Annotated in this window: 23 protein-coding genes; 9 read left to right on the top strand and 14 right to left on the bottom strand. The window is 68.6% G+C overall.

What is annotated here, in order from left to right; all coding sequences use genetic code 11:
* Positions 1 to 42 precede the first annotated feature (42 nt).
* Both SPHPHY_RS22205 and SPHPHY_RS0103510 read right to left on the bottom strand, forming a co-directional pair.
* Entirely contained in the window at positions 43 to 285 is a 243-nt protein-coding gene (locus SPHPHY_RS22205; protein WP_022685322.1) for a hypothetical protein, read from the bottom strand.
* Positions 286 to 374: 89 nt separating this feature from the next.
* The gene (locus SPHPHY_RS0103510; protein ID WP_022685321.1) at positions 375 to 1403 is read right to left on the bottom strand and encodes an SMP-30/gluconolactonase/LRE family protein; all 1029 of its coding nucleotides are present in this window, start codon (positions 1401 to 1403) and stop codon (positions 375 to 377) included.
* A gap of 113 nt (positions 1404 to 1516) precedes the next feature.
* Between SPHPHY_RS0103510 and SPHPHY_RS21170 the strand changes: the two genes are divergently transcribed.
* Positions 1517 to 1663, top strand: coding sequence for a DUF2256 domain-containing protein (locus SPHPHY_RS21170; RefSeq protein ID WP_081645217.1), 147 nt, complete (start codon positions 1517 to 1519; stop codon positions 1661 to 1663).
* A 27-nt stretch (positions 1664 to 1690) separates the two neighbouring features.
* Here the strand turns inward: SPHPHY_RS21170 and SPHPHY_RS19075 are convergent, their stop codons facing one another.
* Complete coding sequence (locus SPHPHY_RS19075) at positions 1691 to 2545, bottom strand: type 1 glutamine amidotransferase (RefSeq protein WP_022685320.1); 855 nt, start codon at positions 2543 to 2545, stop codon at positions 1691 to 1693.
* Positions 2546 to 2617: 72 nt separating this feature from the next.
* Between SPHPHY_RS19075 and SPHPHY_RS0103500 the strand changes: the two genes are divergently transcribed.
* The 7 genes from SPHPHY_RS0103500 to SPHPHY_RS0103470 all read left to right on the top strand — a co-directional run bounded on the left by SPHPHY_RS0103500 (position 2618) and on the right by SPHPHY_RS0103470 (position 12618).
* Positions 2618 to 4288 carry an alkaline phosphatase D family protein gene (locus tag SPHPHY_RS0103500; RefSeq protein WP_022685319.1) on the top strand — a complete coding sequence of 557 codons (1671 nt, stop codon included), beginning with the start codon at positions 2618 to 2620 and terminating at the stop codon, positions 4286 to 4288.
* 223 nt (positions 4289 to 4511) lie between these two features.
* Entirely contained in the window at positions 4512 to 6863 is a 2352-nt protein-coding gene (locus SPHPHY_RS0103495; RefSeq protein ID WP_028056448.1) for a TonB-dependent receptor domain-containing protein, read from the top strand.
* 26 nt (positions 6864 to 6889) lie between these two features.
* Positions 6890 to 9322, top strand: a complete 2433-nt coding sequence (locus tag SPHPHY_RS0103490) for a TonB-dependent receptor (RefSeq protein ID WP_028056447.1) — start codon at positions 6890 to 6892, stop codon at positions 9320 to 9322.
* A 5-nt stretch (positions 9323 to 9327) separates the two neighbouring features.
* Positions 9328 to 10416 carry a glycerophosphodiester phosphodiesterase gene (locus SPHPHY_RS0103485; RefSeq protein WP_043130416.1) on the top strand — a complete coding sequence of 363 codons (1089 nt, stop codon included), beginning with the start codon at positions 9328 to 9330 and terminating at the stop codon, positions 10414 to 10416.
* A 157-nt stretch (positions 10417 to 10573) separates the two neighbouring features.
* Positions 10574 to 10936 (top strand): DUF6481 family protein, encoded by a 363-nt coding sequence (locus tag SPHPHY_RS0103480; RefSeq protein ID WP_022685316.1) that lies wholly within the window; start codon positions 10574 to 10576, stop codon positions 10934 to 10936.
* Complete coding sequence (locus SPHPHY_RS0103475; RefSeq protein WP_022685315.1) at positions 10933 to 11604, top strand: spermidine synthase; 672 nt, start codon at positions 10933 to 10935, stop codon at positions 11602 to 11604. Before SPHPHY_RS0103480 ends, SPHPHY_RS0103475 begins: the two co-directional genes overlap by 4 nt.
* Positions 11605 to 11643: 39 nt before the next feature.
* Positions 11644 to 12618 carry a cation diffusion facilitator family transporter gene (locus tag SPHPHY_RS0103470; protein ID WP_022685314.1) on the top strand — a complete coding sequence of 325 codons (975 nt, stop codon included), beginning with the start codon at positions 11644 to 11646 and terminating at the stop codon, positions 12616 to 12618.
* Positions 12619 to 12646: 28 nt separating this feature from the next.
* On the opposite strand, the gene SPHPHY_RS0103465 is transcribed toward SPHPHY_RS0103470, so the two are convergent.
* From SPHPHY_RS0103465 to SPHPHY_RS0103440, 6 genes are all read right to left on the bottom strand, one after another.
* On the bottom strand, positions 12647 to 14731 hold the full coding sequence (locus tag SPHPHY_RS0103465; protein WP_028056445.1) for a prolyl oligopeptidase family serine peptidase: 2085 nt from the start codon (positions 14729 to 14731) through the stop codon (positions 12647 to 12649).
* A gap of 220 nt (positions 14732 to 14951) precedes the next feature.
* Positions 14952 to 15950, bottom strand: a complete 999-nt coding sequence (nadA, locus tag SPHPHY_RS0103460; protein ID WP_022685312.1) for a quinolinate synthase NadA — start codon at positions 15948 to 15950, stop codon at positions 14952 to 14954.
* A gap of 55 nt (positions 15951 to 16005) precedes the next feature.
* Entirely contained in the window at positions 16006 to 16716 is a 711-nt protein-coding gene (locus SPHPHY_RS0103455; RefSeq protein WP_022685311.1) for a DUF4230 domain-containing protein, read from the bottom strand.
* Entirely contained in the window at positions 16698 to 17558 is an 861-nt protein-coding gene (locus tag SPHPHY_RS0103450) for an MBL fold metallo-hydrolase (RefSeq protein WP_022685310.1), read from the bottom strand. Before SPHPHY_RS0103450 ends, SPHPHY_RS0103455 begins: the two co-directional genes overlap by 19 nt.
* A 64-nt stretch (positions 17559 to 17622) precedes the next feature.
* Positions 17623 to 19329, bottom strand: a complete 1707-nt coding sequence (locus SPHPHY_RS0103445; RefSeq protein ID WP_022685309.1) for a M56 family metallopeptidase — start codon at positions 19327 to 19329, stop codon at positions 17623 to 17625.
* On the bottom strand, positions 19326 to 19694 hold the full coding sequence (locus SPHPHY_RS0103440) for a BlaI/MecI/CopY family transcriptional regulator (protein WP_022685308.1): 369 nt from the start codon (positions 19692 to 19694) through the stop codon (positions 19326 to 19328). Before SPHPHY_RS0103440 ends, SPHPHY_RS0103445 begins: the two co-directional genes overlap by 4 nt.
* Before the next feature lie 165 nt (positions 19695 to 19859).
* On the opposite strand from SPHPHY_RS0103440, the gene bla reads away from it, so the two are divergent.
* Positions 19860 to 20756: a class A beta-lactamase gene (gene bla, locus SPHPHY_RS0103430; protein WP_022685306.1), complete on the top strand. Its 897-nt coding sequence runs from the start codon at positions 19860 to 19862 to the stop codon at positions 20754 to 20756.
* A gap of 247 nt (positions 20757 to 21003) precedes the next feature.
* Here bla and grxD read toward each other — a convergent pair whose 3' ends face one another.
* The 5 genes from grxD to leuD form a co-directional block, all read right to left on the bottom strand.
* Positions 21004 to 21351 carry a Grx4 family monothiol glutaredoxin gene (grxD, locus tag SPHPHY_RS0103425; RefSeq protein WP_028056442.1) on the bottom strand — a complete coding sequence of 116 codons (348 nt, stop codon included), beginning with the start codon at positions 21349 to 21351 and terminating at the stop codon, positions 21004 to 21006.
* Between the two features lie 45 nt (positions 21352 to 21396).
* Positions 21397 to 21630 (bottom strand): BolA/IbaG family iron-sulfur metabolism protein, encoded by a 234-nt coding sequence (locus tag SPHPHY_RS0103420; protein ID WP_022685304.1) that lies wholly within the window; start codon positions 21628 to 21630, stop codon positions 21397 to 21399.
* Between the two features lie 5 nt (positions 21631 to 21635).
* Positions 21636 to 21959, bottom strand: a complete 324-nt coding sequence (locus SPHPHY_RS0103415; protein WP_022685303.1) for a DUF1476 domain-containing protein — start codon at positions 21957 to 21959, stop codon at positions 21636 to 21638.
* A gap of 62 nt (positions 21960 to 22021) precedes the next feature.
* Positions 22022 to 23023, bottom strand: a complete 1002-nt coding sequence (locus tag SPHPHY_RS0103410; RefSeq protein WP_028056441.1) for an NADPH:quinone oxidoreductase family protein — start codon at positions 23021 to 23023, stop codon at positions 22022 to 22024.
* Entirely contained in the window at positions 22986 to 23615 is a 630-nt protein-coding gene (leuD, locus tag SPHPHY_RS0103405; protein ID WP_022685301.1) for a 3-isopropylmalate dehydratase small subunit, read from the bottom strand. Before leuD ends, SPHPHY_RS0103410 begins: the two co-directional genes overlap by 38 nt.
* Positions 23616 to 23722 lie beyond the last annotated feature (107 nt).

The following is a 23722-nucleotide window of genomic DNA, read 5'->3' as shown; positions in this document are numbered from 1 at the left end:
TAAGATGCGGCGGACGCGCCCGCAGGTGCGTCCGCGAATTCGTCAGAGCGCGTTGGTCGTCGCGGCGGTGCCGTTGCCGTCGACCGCGTTCAGCGGCAGCGCGCCGGCATCGCCATTGTCGATCCCCGCACCGTTCTCGTCGGCCGGCAACAGGTCGTTCAACGCCGCGTCGTTGCCGAGTTCGGCATTGATCGCACTGTCATTGGCGGTGTCGGTCTTCGATCCGCACGCCGCCAGCGAAAGCGCCAGCGCGACCGCGGACATGCCCGCAACGATCTTCTTCATCAACGCACATCCCCTTCAAGCTCGATGGCGATGCGCCACCGTCGCCGTGAATGTACATCGATTCAGTGGGAGATCAACCCCGATCCGTATCACCCCTGCCAGCCAGGGCGCAGCGCCACCCGCAGCACGCGATCCGACGCGGTGAGGAACAGCGCGCGACCGCCTTCCCCGAACGCGGCATTGGCGGCCGACACGTTCGTCTCGATCATCCCGATCGGCTCGCCCTCCGGCGTCAGGAATGCGATCCCGCCCGGCATCGAACAGACGAGCGTGCCGTCGCGCGCCACCTTCATCCCGTCAGGCAGCCCCGGCTTGCCCGCATCATGCGCCGCCTTGGCCGATACCAGCACCCGCGACGCGGTGGGCATACCGTCGCGGCCCAGATCGTACGCCATCACGCGCGGATCGGCGCCGTCGGACACCGTAACGTAAAGCCGCCGCTCGTCGGGTGACAGCGCGATACCGTTCGGGCGCGACAGCGAGCCGTCGATCAGCACCGCTTCGCCGCCCTCGCGCCAGCGATAGACGCCGTTGATGCCTTGCTCACGCGCCGGGGAGGCGTCCTCGCCCTTCAGGCCATAGGGTGGGTCGGTGAACCAGATCGCGCCGTCACGGGCGACATGCATGTCGTTGGGACTGTTGAACCGCTTCCCCTTGTAGCGGTCGACCAGCACCGTACGGCGCTTGTTCGTCAGGTCGACGCGATCGATCGAGCGGCCGCCGCTGTTCGCGATCAGCAAGCGCCCGCCATGATCGAGCGCCAGTCCGTTCGCACCCGGCTCGCGATAGATCGCCGGGTCGGCGCCGGGCGCCCCGGACGGCGACAGGAACGTCGCTGTCCCCTTGGACCGCGACCAGCGCCGGACGATATTGGCGGGCGGATCCGAGAACAGCAGATAACCGCCGCCCTGCGGCACCCACAGCGGACCCTCCGCCCATTTGATGCCGGTCGCGATCACCTCCACCGGCGTACCCGGCGCGACGATCCGGTCGAAGGCGGGCGTCAGCCGCCTCACCCGCGCCGCGAAGGCATCGGCAGCAAACCCCGTCAGCATCGCCCCTGCCAGGCCACCCAGCACCGCTCGCCGCCCCGGCCCATCCGCTCCCACGCGCATCATTCCGTATCCCCTGCCTTTATCGATTCCCGACAGCCTACCGCATTTCGCGCGACCATCTACATTCGTTCGCACGGTGACCGGACCCTACCACCCCCCGCAAGGGTTGGGCGGGGATGGCGCACAGGAAACCGCATCTCCCGGAGAAAATCTGCGCAAGCTGCCACCGTCCGTTCGCGTGGCGCAAGAAATGGGCCCGTGACTGGGAGGCGGTGAAATATTGCTCCGACCGCTGCCGCGGCATCGGCGAGCGACCCGCCTAGAACCCGAACTCCCGCCTAGAACCCGAACTAGCGCGCGCCGCGCCGGTCGATCGTCGGCAAGGCCGATAGAAAATTGACGATCTCGCGCCGCCGCCCGTCCTGATCAGCCAGTTCGCCATCCACCCCCAACCGCCAGCGCAGCGATCGCCGCTGCGGCGCATGATGCAACGCCTCCATGACGTCGGCGCGTTCCTCGACTTCGCGCTCGTCGTCCGCCAGCCCCGCCTCGACCAGATCAGGGGCCTGCCGCCGCAGCGCGATCGCGATCTCCTCCAGCGACAGCTCGGGGTGATATTGCACGCCCCAGAACACCCCCTTGTCGAAACGGATCTCCGCCGCCTGCACCTGCGTCACGTCGTTACCGGCCAGTCGCGTCGCGCCGTCGGGAAGTGTCGCCACCTCGTCGCCATGGATCGCCGGGGCGTCCCACGTCGTCGGCCGCCCGGCAAGCAGCGGATGCTCGCGACCTGCCGATGTCGCGACGATCCGCCGCGAAAGGCCCGCCTCCATCCGCGCCGGCATCTTGCGGACGCTGCCGCCCGCGGCCACTACCGCCACCTGCAACCCCGCACACGACCCGAACGACGGCGTGCCGGACGCGAACACCGCGCGCATGAACGCCAACTGCCGCCGCACTTCCGGGCTGTCGTCATAGACGTGCAGCGGCGAGCCGGTAAGGAACACCGCGTCGAAGCACGCCAGTTCGTCGGGGGTGAACACCGGAGAGTCCGCGTCCGCGGGCTGACAGATCTCGATGTCGGCCGCGGCGTCGAGTTCGCGCAACGTGTCGGCATAGGTCTCGCCCGAGCTTTGACCGGTGCGCGCGCGCCGCGCTTCGCGCTCGTCGGGGGTTTCGCTCTGGGCGACGAGGAACTTGCGCACGATCGATCACCATAAGGATGTCGGGAGGGAACCGCGCCAACGCACGACTGCGCGACCGGTTCGCCTGCTGTCATGAAGGCTGCACAAACCGCGCCCAAGCGCAGCGGGTTCGCGACCTTTCCGGGAAGTCCGCCTGTGCTCATCGATCGCCGCTCCCTCCTCGTCGGCGCCGGCGCGCTGACTGCCGCCAGCCCGCTGTTCGCCGCCGGAGGGGTAGCCGAACACGGCTTCACCCATTCCGTCGCCAGCGGCGAGCCCGCGGCCGGCTCGGTGCTGCTGTGGACGCGTTGCGTGATCCCCGGCGGCCGCGCGGGCGAGGTGACGGCCGAGATCGCGGAGCAACCGGACATGAGCGGCGCGCGGCCCGCCGGCGCGCAGATCACCGGCCCGTGGCGCGACTATACCGTCAAGCTCACCGCCGACGGGCTCGCGCCCGATCGCTGGTATTGGTTCCGGTTCGTCGCACCCGACGGCACGCGCTCGCCGATCGGGCGGACCCGCACGCTGCCCGCCGACGGAACGCGGACGTGGCGGGCGGCGATCTTCTCGTGCTCGAACCTCGGCTACGGCTGGTTCAACGCCTATGCCCATGCGGCGGCGCGCGACGACCTCGATTGCGCGGTCCACCTCGGTGACTATTTCTACGAATATTCGCCCGACCATTATCCCGCGGCGAAGGAGACGATCCCGGGCCGCCTGCCGATGCCGCTGGCCGAGACCGTCCACCTTGTCGACTATCGCCAGCGCTTCGCCAGCTACCGCGCCGACCCCGACCTCCAGCGGCTGCACGCGCGCTTGCCGATGATCGCGCAATGGGACGATCACGAAAGCGCCAACGACAGCTGGGAAGGGGGCGCGCAGAATCACGACCCCGCCACCGAAGGCGACTGGAACCAGCGCCGCGCCGCCTCGATCCAGGCGTATCGCGAGTGGATGCCGGTGTCCGACGAGCCGTGGAAGGCCTATGACATCGGCGCGCTGGCCACGCTGTTCCGCACAGAGACGCGCCTGCTCGGCCGCACGCAGCAGCCCGACCTCGATGGCCTCTTCAGGTCCGCCGATCCCACCGCCGCGCTGCGGGCGTTCCGCGATGGCGCATGGCAGGATCCGGGCGCGACGATGATGGGCTGGCAACAGGAAAGCTGGCTCGATCACGCGCTCGCCGCCTCGGTGCGCAGCGGTCGGACATGGCAGGTGGTCGGCTTCGGCACGATCATGGGGCAGACCGACATGCCGGCCGATGCCGCGACGTGGATGCGCGGCAGCACTGACCGTGGCAGCAGCTATGTGCGGAACGGCATCGCCGCCGCCGCGGTCGGCCTGCCGTTCAATGTCGACAATTGGGGCGGCTACCCCGCCGCGCGCACGCGCTTCCTGCGACAGGCGCAGGCGCTCGGCGGCAATACCGTGCTGATCTCCGGCGACAGCCACAATGCCTGGGCATACGACCTTGCGCACGATGACCATGCCGCCGCTGTCGAGTTCGCGGGGCACAGCGTCACCTCCCCCGGCTTCGAAAGTGCGACCAGCTACGATCCGAAGCGCATCGCCGCCGACCTGGTACGCACGAATTGCGAGCTGAAATGGTGCGACACCGCGCGCCGCGGCTACATGGCGCTGACGCTCGCCGCCGACGCGGTACGCAACGACTGGATCATGGTCGACACGATCCTGAAGCACACGCCCGCCGCGACGATCGGCCACACCGCCACGGTTGCGCGCGGCCGAAACGTGATGGCCTGATCCGTTTGCAAGCGTAGCGGCACCAACCGCTACGCTCGCGCCGCCGTCGTCCCCGCCGCCACGAGGCGGCCTACACGAGACTGCCTGCCGGGTGCCGTCACGAAACCGCCGCGCGACCGTCACACCCCGGCAACCAAACGGTCATGCGCCCGCAAACAGCGGCGCGCAGGGGGATCGGCAAGGCCGCGCCAAAGAGACGCGGCGTCAAAGGGAAACCGAGATCATGCTTCGTTCGATGCTGCTCCCCGGCAGTGCGCTGCTCGCCATCACCGCCATTCCCGTACAGGCCGAGGATGTGCCCGTCGCACCCGTCGCCAGCGCGGATGCCCCCGTCCCCGCCTCCGCCCCTGCGCCGGCCGATGCGCCGACCGAGACCGAGGGCAACGAAGTCGTCGTACTCGGCTTCGGTCAGGCACGGCAGGTGCAGACGATCACCGCCGCCGATCTCGGGCGCCTCACCCCCGGGACCACGCCGCTGAAGGCGCTGGCGAAGCTGCCGGGCGTCAATTTCCAGTCCGCCGATGCGTTCGGCGCCTACGAATGGTCGAGCCGCATCAGTCTGCGCGGCTTCAACCAGAACCAGCTCGGCTTCACGCTGGACGGCATTCCGCTGGGCGACATGAGCTACGGCAACGCCAACGGCCTGCACATCAGCCGCGCGATCATTTCGGAGAACGTCGGCGCCACTACGGTTGCGCAGGGCGCCGGCGCGCTGGGCGAGGCATCGACGTCCAACCTTGGCGGGACGCTGCAATTCTTCTCGCGACGGCCGTCCGACGCGTTCGGGATCGCGGCGTCGGGCACCTATGGCTCGAACGACACCTATCGCGGGTTCGTGCGGGTCGACAGCGGCGACCTGACCGGCGGCGGGCTGCGCGGGTATTTGAGCTACGGCTATCTCGAGGCCGGCAAGTGGAAGGGCGACGGCGTTCAGCGCCAGCACCAGGCGAACGCCAAGCTGGTGCAGGATATCGGCGAGCGCGGCTCGATCAGTGCCTTCTTCAACTTCTCGGACCGGCGCGAGAACGACTATCAGGATCTCAGCCTCGATATGATCCGGCGGCTGGGCTATGATTCCGACAATCTCGCCCCCGATTACGCCCGCGCGTTGCAGTTCGCGCAAATCTACAGCAACCAGCGGACCCGCAAAGATTCGGCGACCGCCGCGCTGCCTTATCCAACCGCCGGACTGACCTTCCCGTCGCCTTATGCCACGGTCGACGATGCCTATTACGACGCCGCCGGGCTGCGCCGCGATTACCTGACCGGGATCACGCTCGATGCGCCGCTGACCGAGGCAGTGACGCTGACCATGACCGGCTATTACCACGACAACCACGGCCAGGGCGTGTGGGTGACGCCGTATGTCGGCACGCCGGGCGGGGCACCGCTGTCGATCCGCACCACCGAATATGACATCGCCCGCGGCGGCACGATCGCGCGGCTGAAGGTGGAGACCGGCGCCAATCATCTCGAGCTGGGTGGCTGGTACGAATCGAACAGCTTCCGCAATGCGCGACGTTTCTACGGCCTGGCCAACCAGTCGACGCTCTCGCGCAATGTGCTCGGTTTCCAGAAGAACCCGTTTGCCACGCAGTTCGACGCCGATTTCCAGACCGACACCAAGCTGTACTACGTCAGCGATCGCCTGACGCTGGGTCAGCTGACCATCAATGGCGGCTGGAAGGGGTACGAGGTCACCAACCAGGCGACGCCGATCGTGGCCAGCGGGCTGGCCGCCGGCAGGATTTCGGCACGCGACTGGTTCCTGCCGCAGGTCGGCGCAGTCTACGGGCTCGGCGCGGCCGAGGTGTTCGTGAACTATACCGAGAACATGCGCGCCTTCACCGCGGCGGCAGTCGGCACCTCGCCGTTCGCCACGACGCAAGCCGGGTTCGACACGATCCGCGACCGCCTGCGTCCGGAAAAGTCGAAGACCGCCGAGGCCGGACTGCGCTTTCGCGCCGGCGGGTTCCAGGGATCGCTGGCGGGCTATTACGTCGATTTCACCAACCGACTGCTCGCGCTGACCAGCGGCGCGGGCATCGTCGGCAATCCGGTGACGCTCCAGAACGTCGGCGGCGTGGAGAATTACGGCGCGGAGGCGACGGCACTCTACAAGATCGCGGCCCCGCTCTCGATCTTCGCGTCTTATTCCTACAACCACTCGCAATATAAGGACAACGTCCTGGGCGCTGACGGTGCGCTCGTCACCGCGACCCGCGGCCGGACCGTCGTCGACAGCCCGCGCCACATGGCCAAGGGCGAGGTCGTCTACGACGATGGCCGCTTCGTCGCCCGGGTCGGCGCCGATTACATGAGCAAGCGCTACTTCACCTATACCAACGACCAGTCGGTCGGCGACCGGGTGCTGGTCGATGCCACGATCGGCTACACGATCGGCGATCTCGGCGGCCTACACGGCGTCCGGATCGAGGGCAGCGCCACCAACCTGCTCGACAAGCGCTACGTCTCGACCATCGGCTCGAACGGCTATGGCGCCAGCGGCGACAACCAGACCCTGCTCGCCGGCGCGCCGCGGCAGTTCTTCGTCTCGCTGCGTACCGGCCTGTGATCTTCTCCTCGCGAAAGTACCTCAAGATGCGTCATCTCCTGATCGCGGGCGTCGCCCCGCTCGCCCTCGCGCTGCCCCTGCCCGCACGCGCGCAGAACGTCGCCACCACGCCGGCCCCCACCGATGCGGCCGCGGCGACCGACGCCGCCGCGACGCCCGGCGACGACATCGTCGTCACCGGCACCGCGACACGCTCCGTGGCGCAGATCACCTCCACCGAGATCCAGAAGATCCTGCCCGGTATCAGCCCGCTAAAGGCGCTGCAGACGCTGCCCGGCGTCACCTATCTGACCGCCGATCCGTGGGGTAGCAACGAGCAGAATATTTCGCTGTTCGTGCACGGCTTCAACGCGCAACAGCTTGGTTACACGCTCGACGGCGTGCCGCTCGGCGACCAGCAATACGGCAATTACAACGGCCTGAGCCCCCAGCGCGCAGTCATTTCCGAAAACGTCGGGCGCGTGCTGCTCGCATCGGGCGCGGGCGACCTCGGCACCGCCTCGACCAGCAACCTCGGCGGGACGATCGACACCTTCACCAGCGATCCGAAAGCCACCTTCGGTATCTCCGCGGCGCAGACCGTCGGCAGCTACGACGCGACGCGCAGCTACGTCCGCGTCGATAGCGGGGACATCGGCCAGAACACGCGCTTCTACGTGTCGGGCGTGCGCCAGCGCGCGCGGGCGTGGGATTTCGAGGGCTATCAGAAAGGCTGGCAGGCCAATGCCAAGCTGGTCCACGACGATGCCAACGGCAAGCTGACCGCGTATTTCGCCTATTCCGACAAGGCCGAACCGAACGAGGACGCCACCGTCGTCTCCGCGTCGCAGACCTATCAACCGTATATCCGGCCGTTCCTGTATCCCGATTTCACCGGAATGCAGGCGTATCTCGCCAATCGCCTGCCCTATAACAACGCCGCCAGCTATGCCGCGTCGGGTGCGAACTACAGCAACTACTACAGCGCCGCGCTGCGCACCGATTACCTCGGCTACGTCAAGTACGACTGGAACGTCACCGATCGCGTGACCTTCTCCAACCAGGCGTACTTCCACCACAACGACGGCGTCGGCATCGTCGCCGGCCCGATCACCGTCGCCGGGCTGCCGCAGCTCTTCTCCTTCTACTACCCCGGCGTGGCCGGCAGCAGCCCGACCGCGCCGACCAACCTCGCACGTCTCTCGACGATCTTCGGCGGCTCGGGCCTCGCGACCCGCACCACCGAATATCGCATCGACCGGGTCGGCGGAATCTCCACGCTGCGCGCCGAGCTCGGCAATCACACGTTCGAGCTGGGCGGCTGGTACGAACATCAAAGCTCGTCGGCGTATCGCCGCTGGTATGCGCTGGACGTCGCCAACCCGTCCTCGCCCTACGACCGCCCGCTGGACCTCGCCGATCCGCTGATCACGCAATACGGCAGCGAAATCCGCGTCACCGAGATCCAGGCGCACATCCAGGACGCGTGGAGGGTCATCCCCACGCTGACGCTCCAGGCCGGCTTCAAAAGCACGTTCCAGCATGCGCGCCAGCGCGTGCCGGTGCAGCCGATCCCAGGCTCGTTCTCGGGTTCGCGCGAACTGCCGGTCGGGCGGATCAACACCGACGAATGGTTCCTGCCGCAGGCCGGCGTCCTGTGGGACGCGACCGACCACGAGCAGGTGTTCGTCAACGCGCAGAAGAACATCCGCCAATTCCAGACCAGCGCCGCCGCCGGCCTGTCGCCGTTCGCGCTCGGCAGCCAGACGCTGTTCGAGTTCTTCAAGGATAACGCCAAGCCGGAGACGAGCTGGACCTACGAAGGCGGTATCCGCACGCGCCGTGCGCTCGATCTCGGGCCGTTGACCGGATTCGAGGGGCAGATCAGCTACTACCACGTCGACTTCTCGAACCGGCTGCTCGCGATCAGTCCGACGCAGACGATCACCGCGATCATCAGCGGCGCACCGATCATCGCCAATGTCGGCAGCGTTAAGACCGACGGCGTCGACGCAGCCGCGACGCTGCGCTTCGGCGACCGCTTCTCGCTCTACAATGCGCTTTCCTACAACAACTCCCGCTATGCCGATGACTATACGGTCGGTGCGGCGCAGACAGTGGTGCCGACCGCGGGCAAGAAGGTGCCGGGCTCGCCGGAATGGCTGAACAAGACCGTGGCGACGCTCAGCGGCGACGGGCTGGAGCTGCAGCTGATCGGCGATTATATCGGACAGCGCTATGCCACGTTCACGAACGACCTGAAGGTGCCGGGCTATTTCACGCTGTCGGGCCGCGTCGGCTTCGACCTGCCCGTCTCCGGCGAAGGGCTGGCCAAGAAGCTGAACGTCAGCGTGAACGTCACCAACATCACCGACAAGCGTGCGGCATCGACGCTCAGCATCGCTGCGGCGTCGGGCACGTACAATTTCTTCCCGCTCGCCCCGCGCCAGGCGTTCGTCACGCTCAGCGCCGGCTTCTGACCGTGATGACGCGCCGCGCCGCCATCGGATCTGCCGTCGCACTGGGGGTGGCCTCCACCGCCGGTGCGGCGCCGGTCCGCCCGAAGCCGCTGGTGTTCGCGCACCGCGGCGCCTCGGCGCTCCGCCCCGAGCATACGCTCGGCGCCTACGCCAAGGCGATCGCGGACGGCGCCGACTTCATCGAACCCGATCTGGTTCCCACCAGGGACGGCGTGCTGGTGGCGCGGCACGAGAACAATATTGCCGAGACCACCGACATCGCCGACCATCCCGCCTTCGCAGCGCGGCGCACGACCAAGACCATCGACGGGGAGGCGCAGACCGGCTGGTTCACCGAGGACTTTACCTTTGCCGAGCTGAAGACCCTGCGTGCGAAGGAACGGCTAGGCGCGATCCGACCCGAAAGCCGCGGCTACGACGGCGCGTTCCAGATCGTCTCGTTCGAGGAGATCGCGGACTTCACCGCCGCCGAAGCCGCGGCGCGCGGGCGCACGATCGGGCTGGTCCCCGAATTGAAACACTCCACCTATTTCGCGGGCGTCGGCCTGCCGGTCGAGGATCGCTTCCTCGCCTTGCTCGCCGCGCACGCGTACACGCGCCGCCATCCGGTGCAGGTGCAGTCCTTCGAGGTCGCAAACCTGCGTTACCTCCGCGGCAAGCTGCCGCAGGGCGGCAACGTCCGGCTCGTCCAGCTGATCGGCGACCCCGCGCAGCATCCCGCCGACGTCGCAAAAAACGGCGGCACACTCGATTACCGCACGATGACCACCCCTGCCGGGCTGCGCGAGATGGCACGCTATGCGGACGTCATCGCGCCCAACACCCGTGCGCTGATCCCGCTCGGCGCCGACGGGCGGCTTGCCGCCGCGACGACGCTGGTGGCCGACGCGCATGCCGCGGGCCTGCAGGTCTGCCCATGGACCTTTCGGCCCGAAAACCGCTTCCTCGCGGCCGACTTCCGCAACGATGCCGGTGAAAGCGCGCGCAACCCGGCCGGCTCCGTCGCCGAAATGCGCCGCTACATTGCGCTGGGCGTCGACGCGTTCTTCACCGACGACCCGTCGCTGGGACGGCTCGCGCTCGACGCCGGATGATAAAGCGGTTGCGCCGCGTGGCACATCCGCGTATTGCCTGCGGCCGACGGTGTAGCGGCTAGGCTCACCAGCTTTCCCGACGGCTCCGCAGCGATGCGGGGCCGTTGTGCTATTGGCCGTTCGCGGCCGTTCGACCCCCAGAGGAGACCATCCCGGCATGGCAGGTTACAAGGCCCCCGACTTCAACGAACGCGCCGCGGCAGCTCGCGACGCGAAGCAGCGCGCGCTCGAAGCATTGAAGAACAAGGCCGCCCCCGATCCCGCCGAAGTCGCCGCGCGCCTTGCCGCACGCGAGGCCAAGGAAGCCGCCGAGGCCGACAAGCGTGCGCAGCGCAAGGCTGCGATCGACGCAGAAAAGGCCGCCAAGGAAGAAGCCCGCGTACAGGCCGCTGCCGAGGCGACGGCCGCGGCCGAGGCCGCCGCGGCGTCGAAGCGTCCGCCGGTTCTGCCGACCGCGGCGGAGCTGAAGGCGGCACGCGACGCGCGCTACGCCGCGCGCAAGGCCCGCCAGAAGAAGTGATCCGCCCCGAACTGGTCGGCGTGGCGGAGGTGCCGGATGGCCCGCCGCTCCGACTGTTCCGGCGCGGCGCCGACTTCATGATCGTGCTCGAGCGCAACGAGCTGATGAGCACGCGGATGAGCGGCTCGGAAGTTGCGCTCGGGACGATGACCTGCGACCGTCTGGCCGATCGCCCCGCCCCACACTTGCTGGTCGGCGGCTACGGCATGGGCTTCACGCTCCGCGCGGTGCTCGCGCAGCTCGGCCCCGACGCCAGCGTCACGGTCGCCGAACTGGTGCCCGGCATCATCGAATGGGCGCGCGGCCCGATGGCAGCGCTGGCCGACGGCTGCCTCGACGATCCGCGCGTCGCGCTGGTGATCGGCGACGTTGGTGCGACGATCCGCAGCGCGGCGCGACGCTACGACGCGATCCTGCTCGACGTCGACAATGGACCCGACGGCCTGACCCGCCCCGGCAATGACGGCCTCTATGGCCCGCGCGGTCTTGCCGCGGCGCACAGCGCGCTGCGCGCCGGCGGGGTGCTCGCCGTGTGGTCGGCCGCGCCCGATCCGCGCTTCGCACGCAGGCTGGGCGACAGCGGGTTCGACGTAGAAGAAGTGAAGGTCCGTGCCCGCGAGAATGGCAAGGGCGCGACCCACGTTATCTGGTTCGCCACACGCCGGTGACCTCTCCCCTCGGGGAAGCTTCGATGATAGAGGCGGCGCATGGGGCATGGGCATCATCACCAGGATAACGGACATGACCACGGGCACGGCCATGGGCATAGCCACGGGCACGGCCATGCGCACGGCCACGTCCATGCCGCCCCGCCCGAGCGCTGGGACCACGTCTTCGCCATCGGCATAGCGCTCAACCTCGCCTATGTCGTCGCGGAGGCGAGCGCCGGATTCCTGTTTGGCTCGGTCGCGCTGCTTGCCGATGCCGGGCACAATCTGTCCGACGTGCTGGGGCTCGCGGTCGCCTGGGGCGGCGCGGCGCTGGCCCGCAAGGCGCCGTCGAAGCGCTTCACCTATGGCCTGAAGAGCTCGACGATCCTCGCCGCGCTCGCCAACGCACTGTTGCTGCTGGTCGCGATCGGCGCGATCGGGCTGGAAGCGGTACAGCGCTTCGGCGATGCACCGGCGGTCGCCGGGCTGGACGTGTCTGCGGTCGCCGGGCTCGGGATCGTCGTCAACGCGGTGACCGCGTGGCTGTTTGCGCGCGGCCGAAAGGGCGACGTCAACGTCCGCGGCGCCTATCTCCACATGCTGTCCGACGCACTGGTCTCGGCCGGGGTCGTCGTTGCGGGCATTGTAATCTGGCTGACCGGCAAGGCATGGATCGACCCGCTGACCAGCCTCGTCATCGCGGTGGTGATCTTCTGGCAGACCTGGGGGCTGCTGCGCGAGACGGTGGAGATGGCGCTTGCCGCCGTGCCGCGCGGGATCGACTACGATCGGGTCAAGGAGGCGCTGGCCACGCTGCCGGGCGTCGCCACGGTCCACGACCTCCATATATGGCCGATGTCGACCACCGAGCCGGGCCTGACCGCGCACCTGGCGATTCCCGCCGGTCACCCCGGCGACACCTTCCTGCACGACGCGCAGGCGATGCTCCACGAACGCTTCGGGATCGGTCACGCGACGCTACAGGTCGAGACCGGCGCACATTGCGTGCTGGCGGACGACACGCGGGTGTGACGCCACCGCCGCGCGTGTGGACGCGTGGCTATTTGCCCATCAGTTCGCGGCGCAGGAACGCGTCCAGCAACGCCGCGCGCCGTGCATCTTCGGCGTGGTCGGCACCGACGGAATGCCCGCCCTCCAGATATTCGTGGAAATACACACTGTTGCTGTTCTGCTTCAGCAGCGCCGCCAGCTTGCGCGCATGTCCCGGATGGACGCGATCGTCCTTGGTGGAAAGATAGAAGAACACCGGCGGATAGCGGACACCCACCTTTACGTTCTGGTACGGCGAATATTTGCGGATGAACGCCCAGTCCGCCGGCTTTTCGGGGTCGCCATATTCGTCGATCCACGATGCACCCGCCGACAGCTGCGCATAACGCTGCATATCCTCGAGCGGCGACCCGGCGATCACCGCGCCGTACAGGTCGGGGCGCTGCTGCATCGCGACGCCGACCACCAATCCGCCATTCGAGCGCCCCGAGATCGCGATCCGCCGCCTGGCGCTCACGCCCGTCCGCACGAGGTCGTCACCGACGGCGTGGAGGTCGTCGAACACGTTCTGGCGTTTCTCGCGTAGCCCCGCACGGTGCCAGCGCGGCCCGTATTCGCCGCCGCCACGCAAGTTGGCGAGCACATATGCCCCGCCCTGCTCGACCCAGAACAGCGCCAGCGGCCCGGCGCGATACGGTTGCCCGGTCAGGTAGGTCGGCGTCTGCGCGCTGCGGAACCCGCCATATGCATGGATCAGCGCCGGGGCCGGGGCGGTCGCACCCTTCTTCGTGACGAGGAAATACGGCACCCGCGTGCCGTCGCGCGACGTCGCGAAGCGCTGCACCACTTGGTATTTCGTCGCATCGAAGCGCGCCGGCAATGCCTGCACCGCGCGCGGCGCCTCGTCCGCGCGCACCAGGAACAGCGTCGGCGGCGTCAGCATCCCCTCGACGGTCACGAACGCCGCGTTGCGCTGGCCCGCCGTCGCGCCGAGATGCAGCGTGCTGTTGTCGGGCAGCGCGACGGGCGTGGGCGCCCAGCGCCCGTCGGCCTGCCGCCGCAAGCCGACCAGTCGCCCCGACACGTCGTCGAGCAGCTTGACCCACAGCACGCCGTCGCTCGCCGAGACTTCCTCGATCGCCTGCCGCTCGCCCGGCACCATCACCAGTTCGCCCTTGGGATGGCGTCCTGCGACGATCTCCGGCAGCGACCATGCGACCAGCGCGCCGGCCGGGAAGCCATCCGCCGCCTCGTTCAGCTTCGCCACCGCGCGCCCGCCGATCACGTCGACCACGTCCGCGCCCTTCGGCAGCCCCAACGGCACGAACCTGCCCCTCGTATCTTGCACCAGCAACTCGCGTTCGAAGAAGGTGTGCCCGACGCTCACCACCGGCCAGCGCCGATCGGCATCGACGAACGACGCCGCACTCACCTCCACCGCGGTGGCCGGCGATTCGTGGACGGTCGTCGCGGTGGCCAACGGGGTGCCGCGCTTCCAGAGCTTGGCGATCCGCGGATAGCCCGAGGTGGTCAGCGAGCCCGGCCCCCAATCGGTCGTGACCAGCAACGTGTCACGATCCACCCACGCCACATCGCTCTTCGCGGCGGGCAGCACGAAGCCGTCATCGACGAAGCGCCCCGTCGTCATATCGAACTCGCGCACCACCTGCGCGTCGGTGCCGCCCGGGCTCAGCCGTACCAGGCAGCGCGCGTAATCGGGCTCCAGGCAGCTCGCGCCGTGCCAGACCCAGCTCTTGCCCTCCGCCTTGCCGAGCGCGTCGACATCGATCAGCGTCCGCCAGCGCGGCTTGCCCGCGGCATAGCCATCCAGCGCCGCGATACGCCACAGCCCGCGCGGATTCTTCGCATCGCGCCACAGGTTGGTGACCCGGTCGCCCAGCACCGCATCGGCATCCGCGATCTGCGCCTTATCATCCAGGATCGCCTTGGCACGCGCGCGGTCCTGTTCGTATCGCCGGTCCTTGGTCAGCAGCGCCTCGGTCTCGGCGTTCCACGCCTTCACCTGCGTCAGCGCACGGGTGCCCTCGATGTCCTCCAGCCACAGATACGGGTCCGCGGCCGGCGCAGCGGCGAGGACGACGGGGGCGAGCGCGAGCGGGATCAGGCGGTGCATGGTGATGTGGTAACCACTGCCACGATCGAGCGGAAGGGGTGCGGTCAGCACGATTGAATGCGGCCGCGCTGACTTCCAGCCGTTCACACCATACGCCCGCTATGAAGAGCCTCGGCATTGAAGGCGTAGCGCCGCGAAAGATCGCGTACCGCGGCAGCCCCACTCCCGCCGCGATGCCGGCCCGCAGACCGGCGCCATCGCGATCACGGACGGCGAAGCTTCAGTCGCCCGTCACCTTCGCCGGTCCGAGGTCGCCCTGCCCGACGGTGGCGCTCGCCATCGCCAGCATTGCGTCGAGGCTCTTCTTGGCCTGCAGCCGCAATGATTCTTCCATTTCGATCCGCGGGCTCAGGTCACGCAGCGCGACGTACAGCTTCTCCATCGTGTTGAGCGCCATGTACGGGCAGATGTTGCAGTTGCAGTTCCCGTCCGCCCCCGGCGCGCCGATGAAGGTCTTGCCCGGCAAAGCCTTTTCCATCTGGTGAATGATGTGCGGCTCGGTCGCGACGATCAGCGTGTCGCCCGGCATGGCATACGCGTATTCGAGAATGCCGCGCGTCGAGCCGACATAATCGGCGTGGTCGAGGATCACCGCCGGGCATTCCGGGTGCGCCGCGATCGGCGCGTCCGGATGCTGCACGCGCAGCTTGAGCAGCTCGGTTTCGCTGAACGCCTCGTGGACGATGCATACGCCGGGCCACAGGATCAGGTCGCGCCCGGTCTTGCGCGCCAGATAGCCGCCGAGGTTGCGATCCGGCCCGAAGATGATCTTCTGGTCGACCGGAATCTTCGCGAGGATCGCCTCGGCCGACGACGAGGTGACGATCACGTCGCTCAGCGCCTTCACCGCCGCCGAGCAGTTGATGTAGGTGAGCGCGATCGCATCGGGATGCTGCGCGCGGAACGCCGCGAATTGATCGGGCGGACAGCTGTCCTCCAGGCTGCACCCTGCGTCCATGTCGGGCAGGATCACGGTCTTCTGCGGGGACAGGATCTTGGCGGTCTCGGCCATGAACCGCACGCCGCAGAACGCGATCACGTCGGCATCGGTCGCCTGCGCCTTGCGGCTGAGGTCGAGGCTGTCGCCGACGAAGTCCGCCAGATCCTGGATCTCGGGCTTCTGATAATAATGCGCGAGGATCACGGCGTTGCGCTCCTTGCGGAGGCGGTCGATCTCGGCGCGCAGGTCGAGGCCCGCGAGGTTCGTCGGCTGTTCCATGGCTGAGCAGATGGCCCGCCCGCGGCGCGCAATCAAGCGGTTCAGTGTACGCCCGTCAATGTGCGTTGCCGAGCACCTCCTCCAGCGAGCGCGTCATGTCCCAACGGTCGCGATTGTCGGGGCGCGGCTCGCCCGCGAAGCGTACCTCGACGCGCACCGGCAGGTTGGCCGCCTCCAGCGTCCCTTCGAACAGTCGCTCCAGCGCGGTGCGGCCGTTCTCGCGCGCCTTGCGCATGTTCTCGGGCTCGCGCGCCTTCGCCGCGACGACGGTCGTCGCCTTCGCCGACACGCGCTTCTGCAACTCCGCCATCGCGGTGCGCGACGGCATGAAGCCCGACGTGGTATCGACGGTGACGCGGCTCTCGTCGATATTGGGTGCGCCCAGCGTGACGTCGGGCACCTCGACCAGCAACGTCCGCCGCCGTTCATCGTAGCGGAAGTCGCGCGGACGCAGCGCGCCGAGCGGGACGAAATAGTCGACGTCGTACGGCGCCTTGATGAGCCGCACGTATTTCAGCCAGCCCCACATCCGCGTCGTGGCAGCGGTCGACTGGACGGTGCCCGAAAGATGGCTGACGCGCAGTTCGTTGCTGCCATACAGCCGCCCCGCGACGACGCGCGCCACCGCGACGCCATTGTCGTCGGTGGCGATGGCATATCTTTCCGTGAAGTAGCGATAGCCGGCGAAGGTAGCGACCACGATCGCCCCAGCGATCGCCAGCGACACCAACAGCCGTCCGAGCCCGGTCAGACGATCCGTCGCCATGTGTCCCCCTCCTGCATCACCAACCCGCGCCGTGCGAGATCGAGCAGGTGCGCCAGCACCGATCGCCCCGCCGCACCCGCCAGCCGCGGATCGATCCCGACGTACATGCGCTCGACCAGCCCCGACACCGCGTGCGGTGCACCCGCCAGCAGGCGCAGGATCTGCCCCTCGCGCTGCTTGCGGTGCCCCAGCATCCCGCGCACCAGCCGCTGCGGCCGCGCCACCGCGTCGCCGTGGCCGGGATAATAGACGCGGTCGTCGCGCAGCAGCAGTTTTTCGAGGCTCGCCATATAGTCGCCCATGTCGCCGTCCGGCGGCGAGACGACGCTGGTCGCCCACCCCATCACATGGTCCCCGGAAAACAGCGCCTTCGTCTCGGGAAGCGCGAAAGCGAGATGATTGGCGGTGTGGCCGGGCGTCGCCACCGCCTCCAGCGTCCAGCCCGCCCCGGTCACTTGCTCGCCCTCCGCCAGCACGCGATCGGGTGCGTAACCGGCGTCGAACGCAGCATCGGCCTGCTCGCCTTCCTCGCGCACCACGATCGGCGCGCAGCCGACGATCGGCGCAGCGGCGTCGCGCGCCAGCCGGATCGCGCCCGGCGAGTGATCGCGGTGATGATGCGTGATCAGGATCGCGCGCACCGGCCGCCCGGCGATGATCCTCAGCAGCGCGTCGTGGTGCGCGGGGTCGGCGGGACCGGGATCGATCACCGCCACGTCGTCGGCGCCGACGATATGCGTCTGCGTGCCGGTGTGGGTGTAGGCCGAGGCATTGGGGGCCAGCACGCGCGTCACCAGCGGTTCCAGCGTCACGCCCGCGCCGGTGGGGAGGTCGTTGGCCATCTCCCCCTCACATGGCCGTGCCGCCCGGCGGGTGCAAGTCCCGCGCGGGCGGCACGGCGTCCGGTCAGTCGCGCGTCGCCATCCGCGCGCGCAGGTTCGCGATCGCCTTGTCGATGCCGGCCAAGGCGCGGCTGCGATGCGCATCCGGCAGGTCCGCATTGGTCAGCATCCCGGCGCGCGCACTCTGCAGGCCGGTCAGCGCTGCGCGCAGCGACTGGCGCTCGATCTGTCCCGACTGCCGTTCCATCGCCAGCGCATCGCGGCGCAGCTGCGCGGCGTCGATCCGCGCCACCTGCCGTTGCAGTTCGGCGGCCTGGCGCTGCAACCGCGCCGCGTCGACCGTCGCGAGGTGCTCCGCATCGCGCTGGAGTGCGGCGGCGTGGCGCTGCAACTCGGCACCTTCGGCACTCATCGCGGCGCTGTGCCGATCGTTGCAGGTCACCGTGATGCGGCTCCCTTGCGCCACCAGCGACGATCGCTTGCCGCCCGCCGCGCAATCCACGGTCATCGCGCGTGCGCTCGTTCCCGGCATCGGCGGCACCGGGGGCGCCGGGGGGACGGGACCGACTGGAGGCAACGGCGGCGGCGGTGGCACCGCGCCGACCGGAGGCAAGTCCGGCATCGGCGGCACCGGGGGTGCAGGCGGTGCCGGATGTGCGGCAAGATAGGCTTCCGCCGCTTTCCCGGTGTAGGTCGTGGTGCGCCCGTCGGTGGTCACCGTTACGATCGTCTCGCGCCCGCGCTGCCGATCCGCGACCACGTGCCGCGTGCCCAGCATCGGCTCGGGCGTCGTCTCGGACATCAACTCGGAAGATGACATTTCGACCCCTGTGGCATCCTCGACGCCCGCACGCACGCGCTCCGCCGCCTGCGTGCCCGAGGCGGTGAATGCCAGCCCGCCGACCGCGAGCATTGCGATCGCCGCGCTGCCCATCGCCACCTGCGTCCGCGACGCCTTCTTTTTGCTCAGCATCTTCAGCCTCCCTTTCAGATCCTTCACGGTATTCAGATGGCACGCCGGCGACATCGCGCGCCCGTGCGCCGCCTTCACGATCGCACAGCCATAGGCGTGGCGCGCCGCGCCGCCGGTGCGGGCCAGCACCCGCGCGTCGTTGGCCATCTCCTGGTCGGCGCGGAACTTGCGAAAGGCGACCCACGCCAGCGGATTGAACCAGTGCAGCGCCAGCACGACCAGCGCGACCCAGTTCGCGATCAGATCACCACGCGCATGGTGGCCCAGCTCGTGCTCCAGCGCGAGCGCCCGCTCCTCGGCATCGAAGCGTGCTGCGAAGTCGCGCGGAAACGCCACGACACGGTCGAACACCCCGAATGCCAGCGGCCCATCGGTCGCGGCGCTCTGCACGACCGTGATCGACCCGACGCGGTCGACCGCGATCCCGTGGCGCAGCACCTCGTAGCGGAAGCGCAGGTAACCGACCGCCTGCCACGCCAGCAGCAGCGCCGCGCCGCCCAGCCATATCGCCAGCGCGACCGGCGGCCAGCCGATCGCATGGGCGCTGGTCTCCACCGGCAGCGTCGCTACCGGCCGCCCCAGCGAAATGATGATCGGCTCGGCCAGCGGCAGCGTCGGCAGCGCCTCGCCACGCCAGCCCGCGGGCAGCGGCGGCAGCAGCAGCCGCAGCGCCGGCATCGCCCACAACGCATAGGCCACGCGCGCCCCGAACGCGCGCCGCACCGGTCCGCGCAGCACGATGACGGCCAGCATCAGCAGCGCCGACGCCAGCATCGCCTCGATCGCCCAGCCGGTCATTGCTTCAACGCCTTCAGCAGCGCCTCGATCTCGTTGATGTCCTGCGCGCTCAGCGCGTCGCGCTCGGCAAGGTGCGCGACCAGCGGGGTCAGCCGCCCGCCGAACAGCCGATCGATCAGCCGGTCGGATTCGCGCGCGACATAATCCTCGCGCTTGACCGCCGGGCTGTAGAGGTAACGACGCCCGTCGATGTCATGGCGCACCGCCTCCTTGCCAAGCAGCCGCCCGAGCAGCGTCTTGACGGTCGCCGCGCTCCAGCCACGCTCCGGGTCCACCCGCTCGGCGACATCCTGAGCGGTGAGCGGGCTTTCGTCCCACAGCACCTCCATGACCGCATGTTCGGCATCGCTGATCCGTTCGACCACGATTCGCTCCCTCGTTTTCAGCTTCGATTACACATGTAATCATCGATTACGTTTGTAGTCAATGCGGATCGCGCGGCACGCCGATGGTGTTTCTTACAAGTTCCTCCAGCGGCGTCGCGGCGTCCGGTCCTGGCGAAGCGAGGCCGCGCGCGTTATCGGCATCGCATGATCGATCGTCGTGCGTTCGCCTTCGGCCTCGGTGCGAGCGCACTGCTTTCCGGCCCGACCGCCGCCCGCGCGGCGCGGGTCGATCCCGCCGCGCGCCTGCGTGCGCTGGAGCGCTCCGCCGGCGGCCGGCTGGGCGCGTTCGTACTCGACACCGGCAGCGGGCGCCACTTCGGCTGGCGCGCCGACGAGCGCTTCTGCCATTGCTCGACGTTCAAATTGTCGCTGGCCGCGCTCGCACTGCGCGAGGGCGATGCCGGCCGCCTCGATCCCGCAGCGATGCTGGCGTTCGGACAAGCCGATCTCGTGGACCATTCTCCCGTGGTGGAAGCGCATCTCGCCGCGGGCCGCCTCCCGGTGCTAGCGCTCGCCGAGGCGGTGCAGGTGACGAGCGACAACGCCGCCGCGAACGTGCTCATGCGCCGGCTGGGCGGGTCGGCGGCGGTGACGCGCTTCTGGCGTGAGATCGGCGATGAAATCAGCCGGCTCGACGGCTACGAGCCGACCATCAACGAAATCCCGCCCGGCACGACGCAGAACAGCACCACGCCGCGGGCGATGGCCGAAACAGTGCGACGGATCGTACTGGGTGACGTGCTCGCCACGGACAGTCGCGAGCGGCTTCGCGGGTGGATGGCGGCGACGCGCAGCGGGCTGGGTCGCATCCGTGCGGGTATACCGGCGGGCTGGCGCGGTCTCGACAAGACCGGCACCGGAATGCGTCCATCGATCGGCAACAAGACCAACGATCTGGCGGTGCTGCTTCCGCCGGGTGGGCGGGCGCCGCTGATCGTGACCGGCTATTTCGAAACCCCGTCGTTTTCCGCGGACGTCCGGCCGCAAGACGAGGCGGCGCTCAAGGCGCTCGGCAGGCTTGCGATCGAGTGGCGGGGTTAGTCGTATTTACCACGCCCGGACGGAAGCAGCGGTGAGCAGGCTCCAGCGTCAACGCCCGCCTCGAAGCGCGGTCAGCTTCTTCGGGAAAAGCTCAAGACGGTAGTCCGGATGGTACACCGGGTGACGAGTCGGACTCCGGTCTCGCGCATCCGGCGATGCTCGAGCGGTTGCGCCCCGATCGTCGCTCGACAACCACCGTAGGCGGCGATCGGGGCGCAACGCACCCCGATCCCGCCCGTGCGCGTCACTACGCCTGCGGCGCTTCCGCTGCCTTGGCAGCGCCGGCCTTCTGGAACAGCTCACCCAACTCGCCAGCCTCGTACATCTCCATCATGATGTCCGATCCGCCGACGAACTCGCCGCCGACGTAAAGCTGCGGGATCGTCGGCCAGTCCGAATAGCTCTTGATGCCCTGCCGGATCGCCTGGTCCTGCAACACGTCGACGCTCTCGAAATCGACGCCCAGCCGCTCCAGGATCGCGATCGCACGGCTGGAGAAGCCACACTGCGGGAACAGCGGCGAGCCCTTCATGAACAGCACCACCGGGTTGCTCTTCACCAGCGTGTCGATGCGGGCGTTGGCGTCGTCGGTCATTTCGATCATCCTTCTTGGCGCGGGGTCGCGCAGCAATGCTGCGGCTTACTTCGGGACGGCGGTGGTCAACTGCAAGGCGTGCAGCACCCCGCCCATGCGCCCGCCCAGCGCGGCATAGACCGCCTGATGCTGCTTGACCCGTGGCATCCCGGCGAACGACGCCGCGGTGACGCGCGCTGCCCAATGGTCGTTGTCGCCGGCCAGGTCGGTCATCTCGACCTCCGCATCGGGGATCCCCGCCTTGATGAGCGCGACGATCTCGCTTCCTTCCATCGGCATCCGCGTTACTCCGGCTGCATCAATTGACGGCGCGCCTCGACCAGTTGCTCATCCAGCGCGCGGCGCACCACCGCTTCCTCGACATCGACGTTCGCCGCGGTCAGGTCGCCATAGATCTTGCGCACGACGTCGTCGTCACCGGCTTCCTCGAAATCGGCCTGCACCACCGCCTTGGCATAGGCATCGGTTTCGGCGGGAGTCAGCTGCATCAGCTGCGCGGCCCATTGTCCGACCAGCCGATTGCGCCGTGCGATGATCCGGAACGCCACCTCCTCGTCACGGGCGTATTTCGCCTCCTCTGCGCGTTCACGATCGTCGAAAAGGGTCATGTTGGCTCCCGTCGGTACATCACCGATGGATAGTGCGCGCAGGGGCCGCGCGCAACGGGCGCTCAATCCGCGACACGCACCACCAGCTTGCCGATCGCGGTGCGCGCGCCCAGCCGCGCGATCGCCGCCCCGCCCTGCTCCAGCGGGAAGACCTGGGTGACGCGCGGGCTGATCCGCCCTGCGCCCCATAACGCCAGCAGTCGCTCGATATGCGCGCGGTTCGCCGCCGGGTCGCGTCCCGCAAACGCCCCCCAGAACACCCCGCACACGTCGCAGCTCTTCAGCAAGGTCAGGTTGAGCGGCAGCTTCGGTATGCCGGCCGGGAAGCCGACGACGAGATAGCGGCCCTCCCAGCCGATCGAACGCAACGCCGGCTCGGCGTAATCGCCGCCGACCGCATCGTAGATCACCTGGAAGCCGCCAGCGCCGCCAGCGGCCTTGAACCGGTCCGCCAGCGCCTTCGATGCCGGCTTGTCGAACGGCGCACGATCGTAGACGACCACGTCGTCGGCACCCGCATCGCGCACTGCCTGCGCCTTCTCCTCGCTCGACACCGCACCGACGACATAGGCCCCGAACGCCTTGCCCAGCTCTACCGCTGCCAGCCCGACCCCGCCGGACGCGCCCAGCACCAGCAGCCGGTCGCCGTCGGCGATCCGCCCGCGATCGACCAGCGCATGGATGCTGGTGGCATAAGTGAGCAACAGCGCCGCGCCTTCCTCGAAGCCGCGGTTTTCGGGCAGCGGGTAGAGCGCGTCGGCGGCGACCGCGCGCCGCTCGGCCAGTCCGCCCATCAACACGGTACCCATTACGCGGTCGCCGACCTGCCAGCGCGTCACGCCGTCGCCGACCGCGGCCACGACGCCCGCTATGTCACCACCCGGCGCGAAGGGACGGGGTGGCTGGAACTGGTAGCGATCCTCGATCACCAGCACGTCGGGATAGTTGATCGAGCACGCCTTGATCGCGACCAGCACCTCGCCGGGACCGGCGGCCGGATCGGGCAGTTCGCCGATCTCCAGAGTTTCAGGTCCGCCCGGCGCCCTCGACAGCAATGCTCGCATGTGCCGCATCTCTCCTGATCCAGGGCCGCTCGTCGTCGAGCCGCTCCTCGAATTTCGAAATCGCGGTATCCTTTGCCAGCGTCAGCCCGACTTCGTCTAGCCCTTCCATCAGACAGCGGCGCCGGAAGGCGTCGAGCTCGAACGGGAAACGATCCTGATAGGGCGTGGTGACGGTCATCGTCTCAAGGTCGACGGTGACCGGGCTGTCCTTGGCGACCTCGACGAGCCGGTCGATCGCCGCCTGCGGTAGCACGACGGCCACGATGCCGTTCTTGAAAGCATTGCCCGAGAAGATGTCGGAGAAGCTCGGCGCGATCACGGCACGCACGCCCATATCGCGCAGCGCCCAGGCGGCGTGCTCGCGGCTCGACCCGCATCCGAAATTGTCGCCGGCGATCAGCACCGGCGCCCCGGCATAGCGCGGGTCGTCGAAGATGTTGCCGGGCACGCTGCGCACCGTCTCGAACGCACCGCGCCCCAGCCCGGAGCGCGTGATCGTCTTCAGCCAGTGCGCCGGAATGATGACGTCGGTGTCGACGTTCTTGGCGCCCCACGGATAGGCGGTGCCCGAAACGAGCGCGACCGGGTCCATCAGCGGGTCGGGCGGCTGGCCGGGATCGCAGGGCGCGCGATCGCGGCATAGGCAGCGACACCGCTCAGCACCGAACCGGCGATCAGGAACATCAGCACCTTCTTCAT

The organism is Sphingomonas phyllosphaerae 5.2, assembly GCF_000419605.1.
Classification (GTDB): domain Bacteria; phylum Pseudomonadota; class Alphaproteobacteria; order Sphingomonadales; family Sphingomonadaceae; genus Sphingomonas; species Sphingomonas phyllosphaerae_B.
This window is presented reverse-complemented; position numbering and strand designations above follow the sequence as displayed.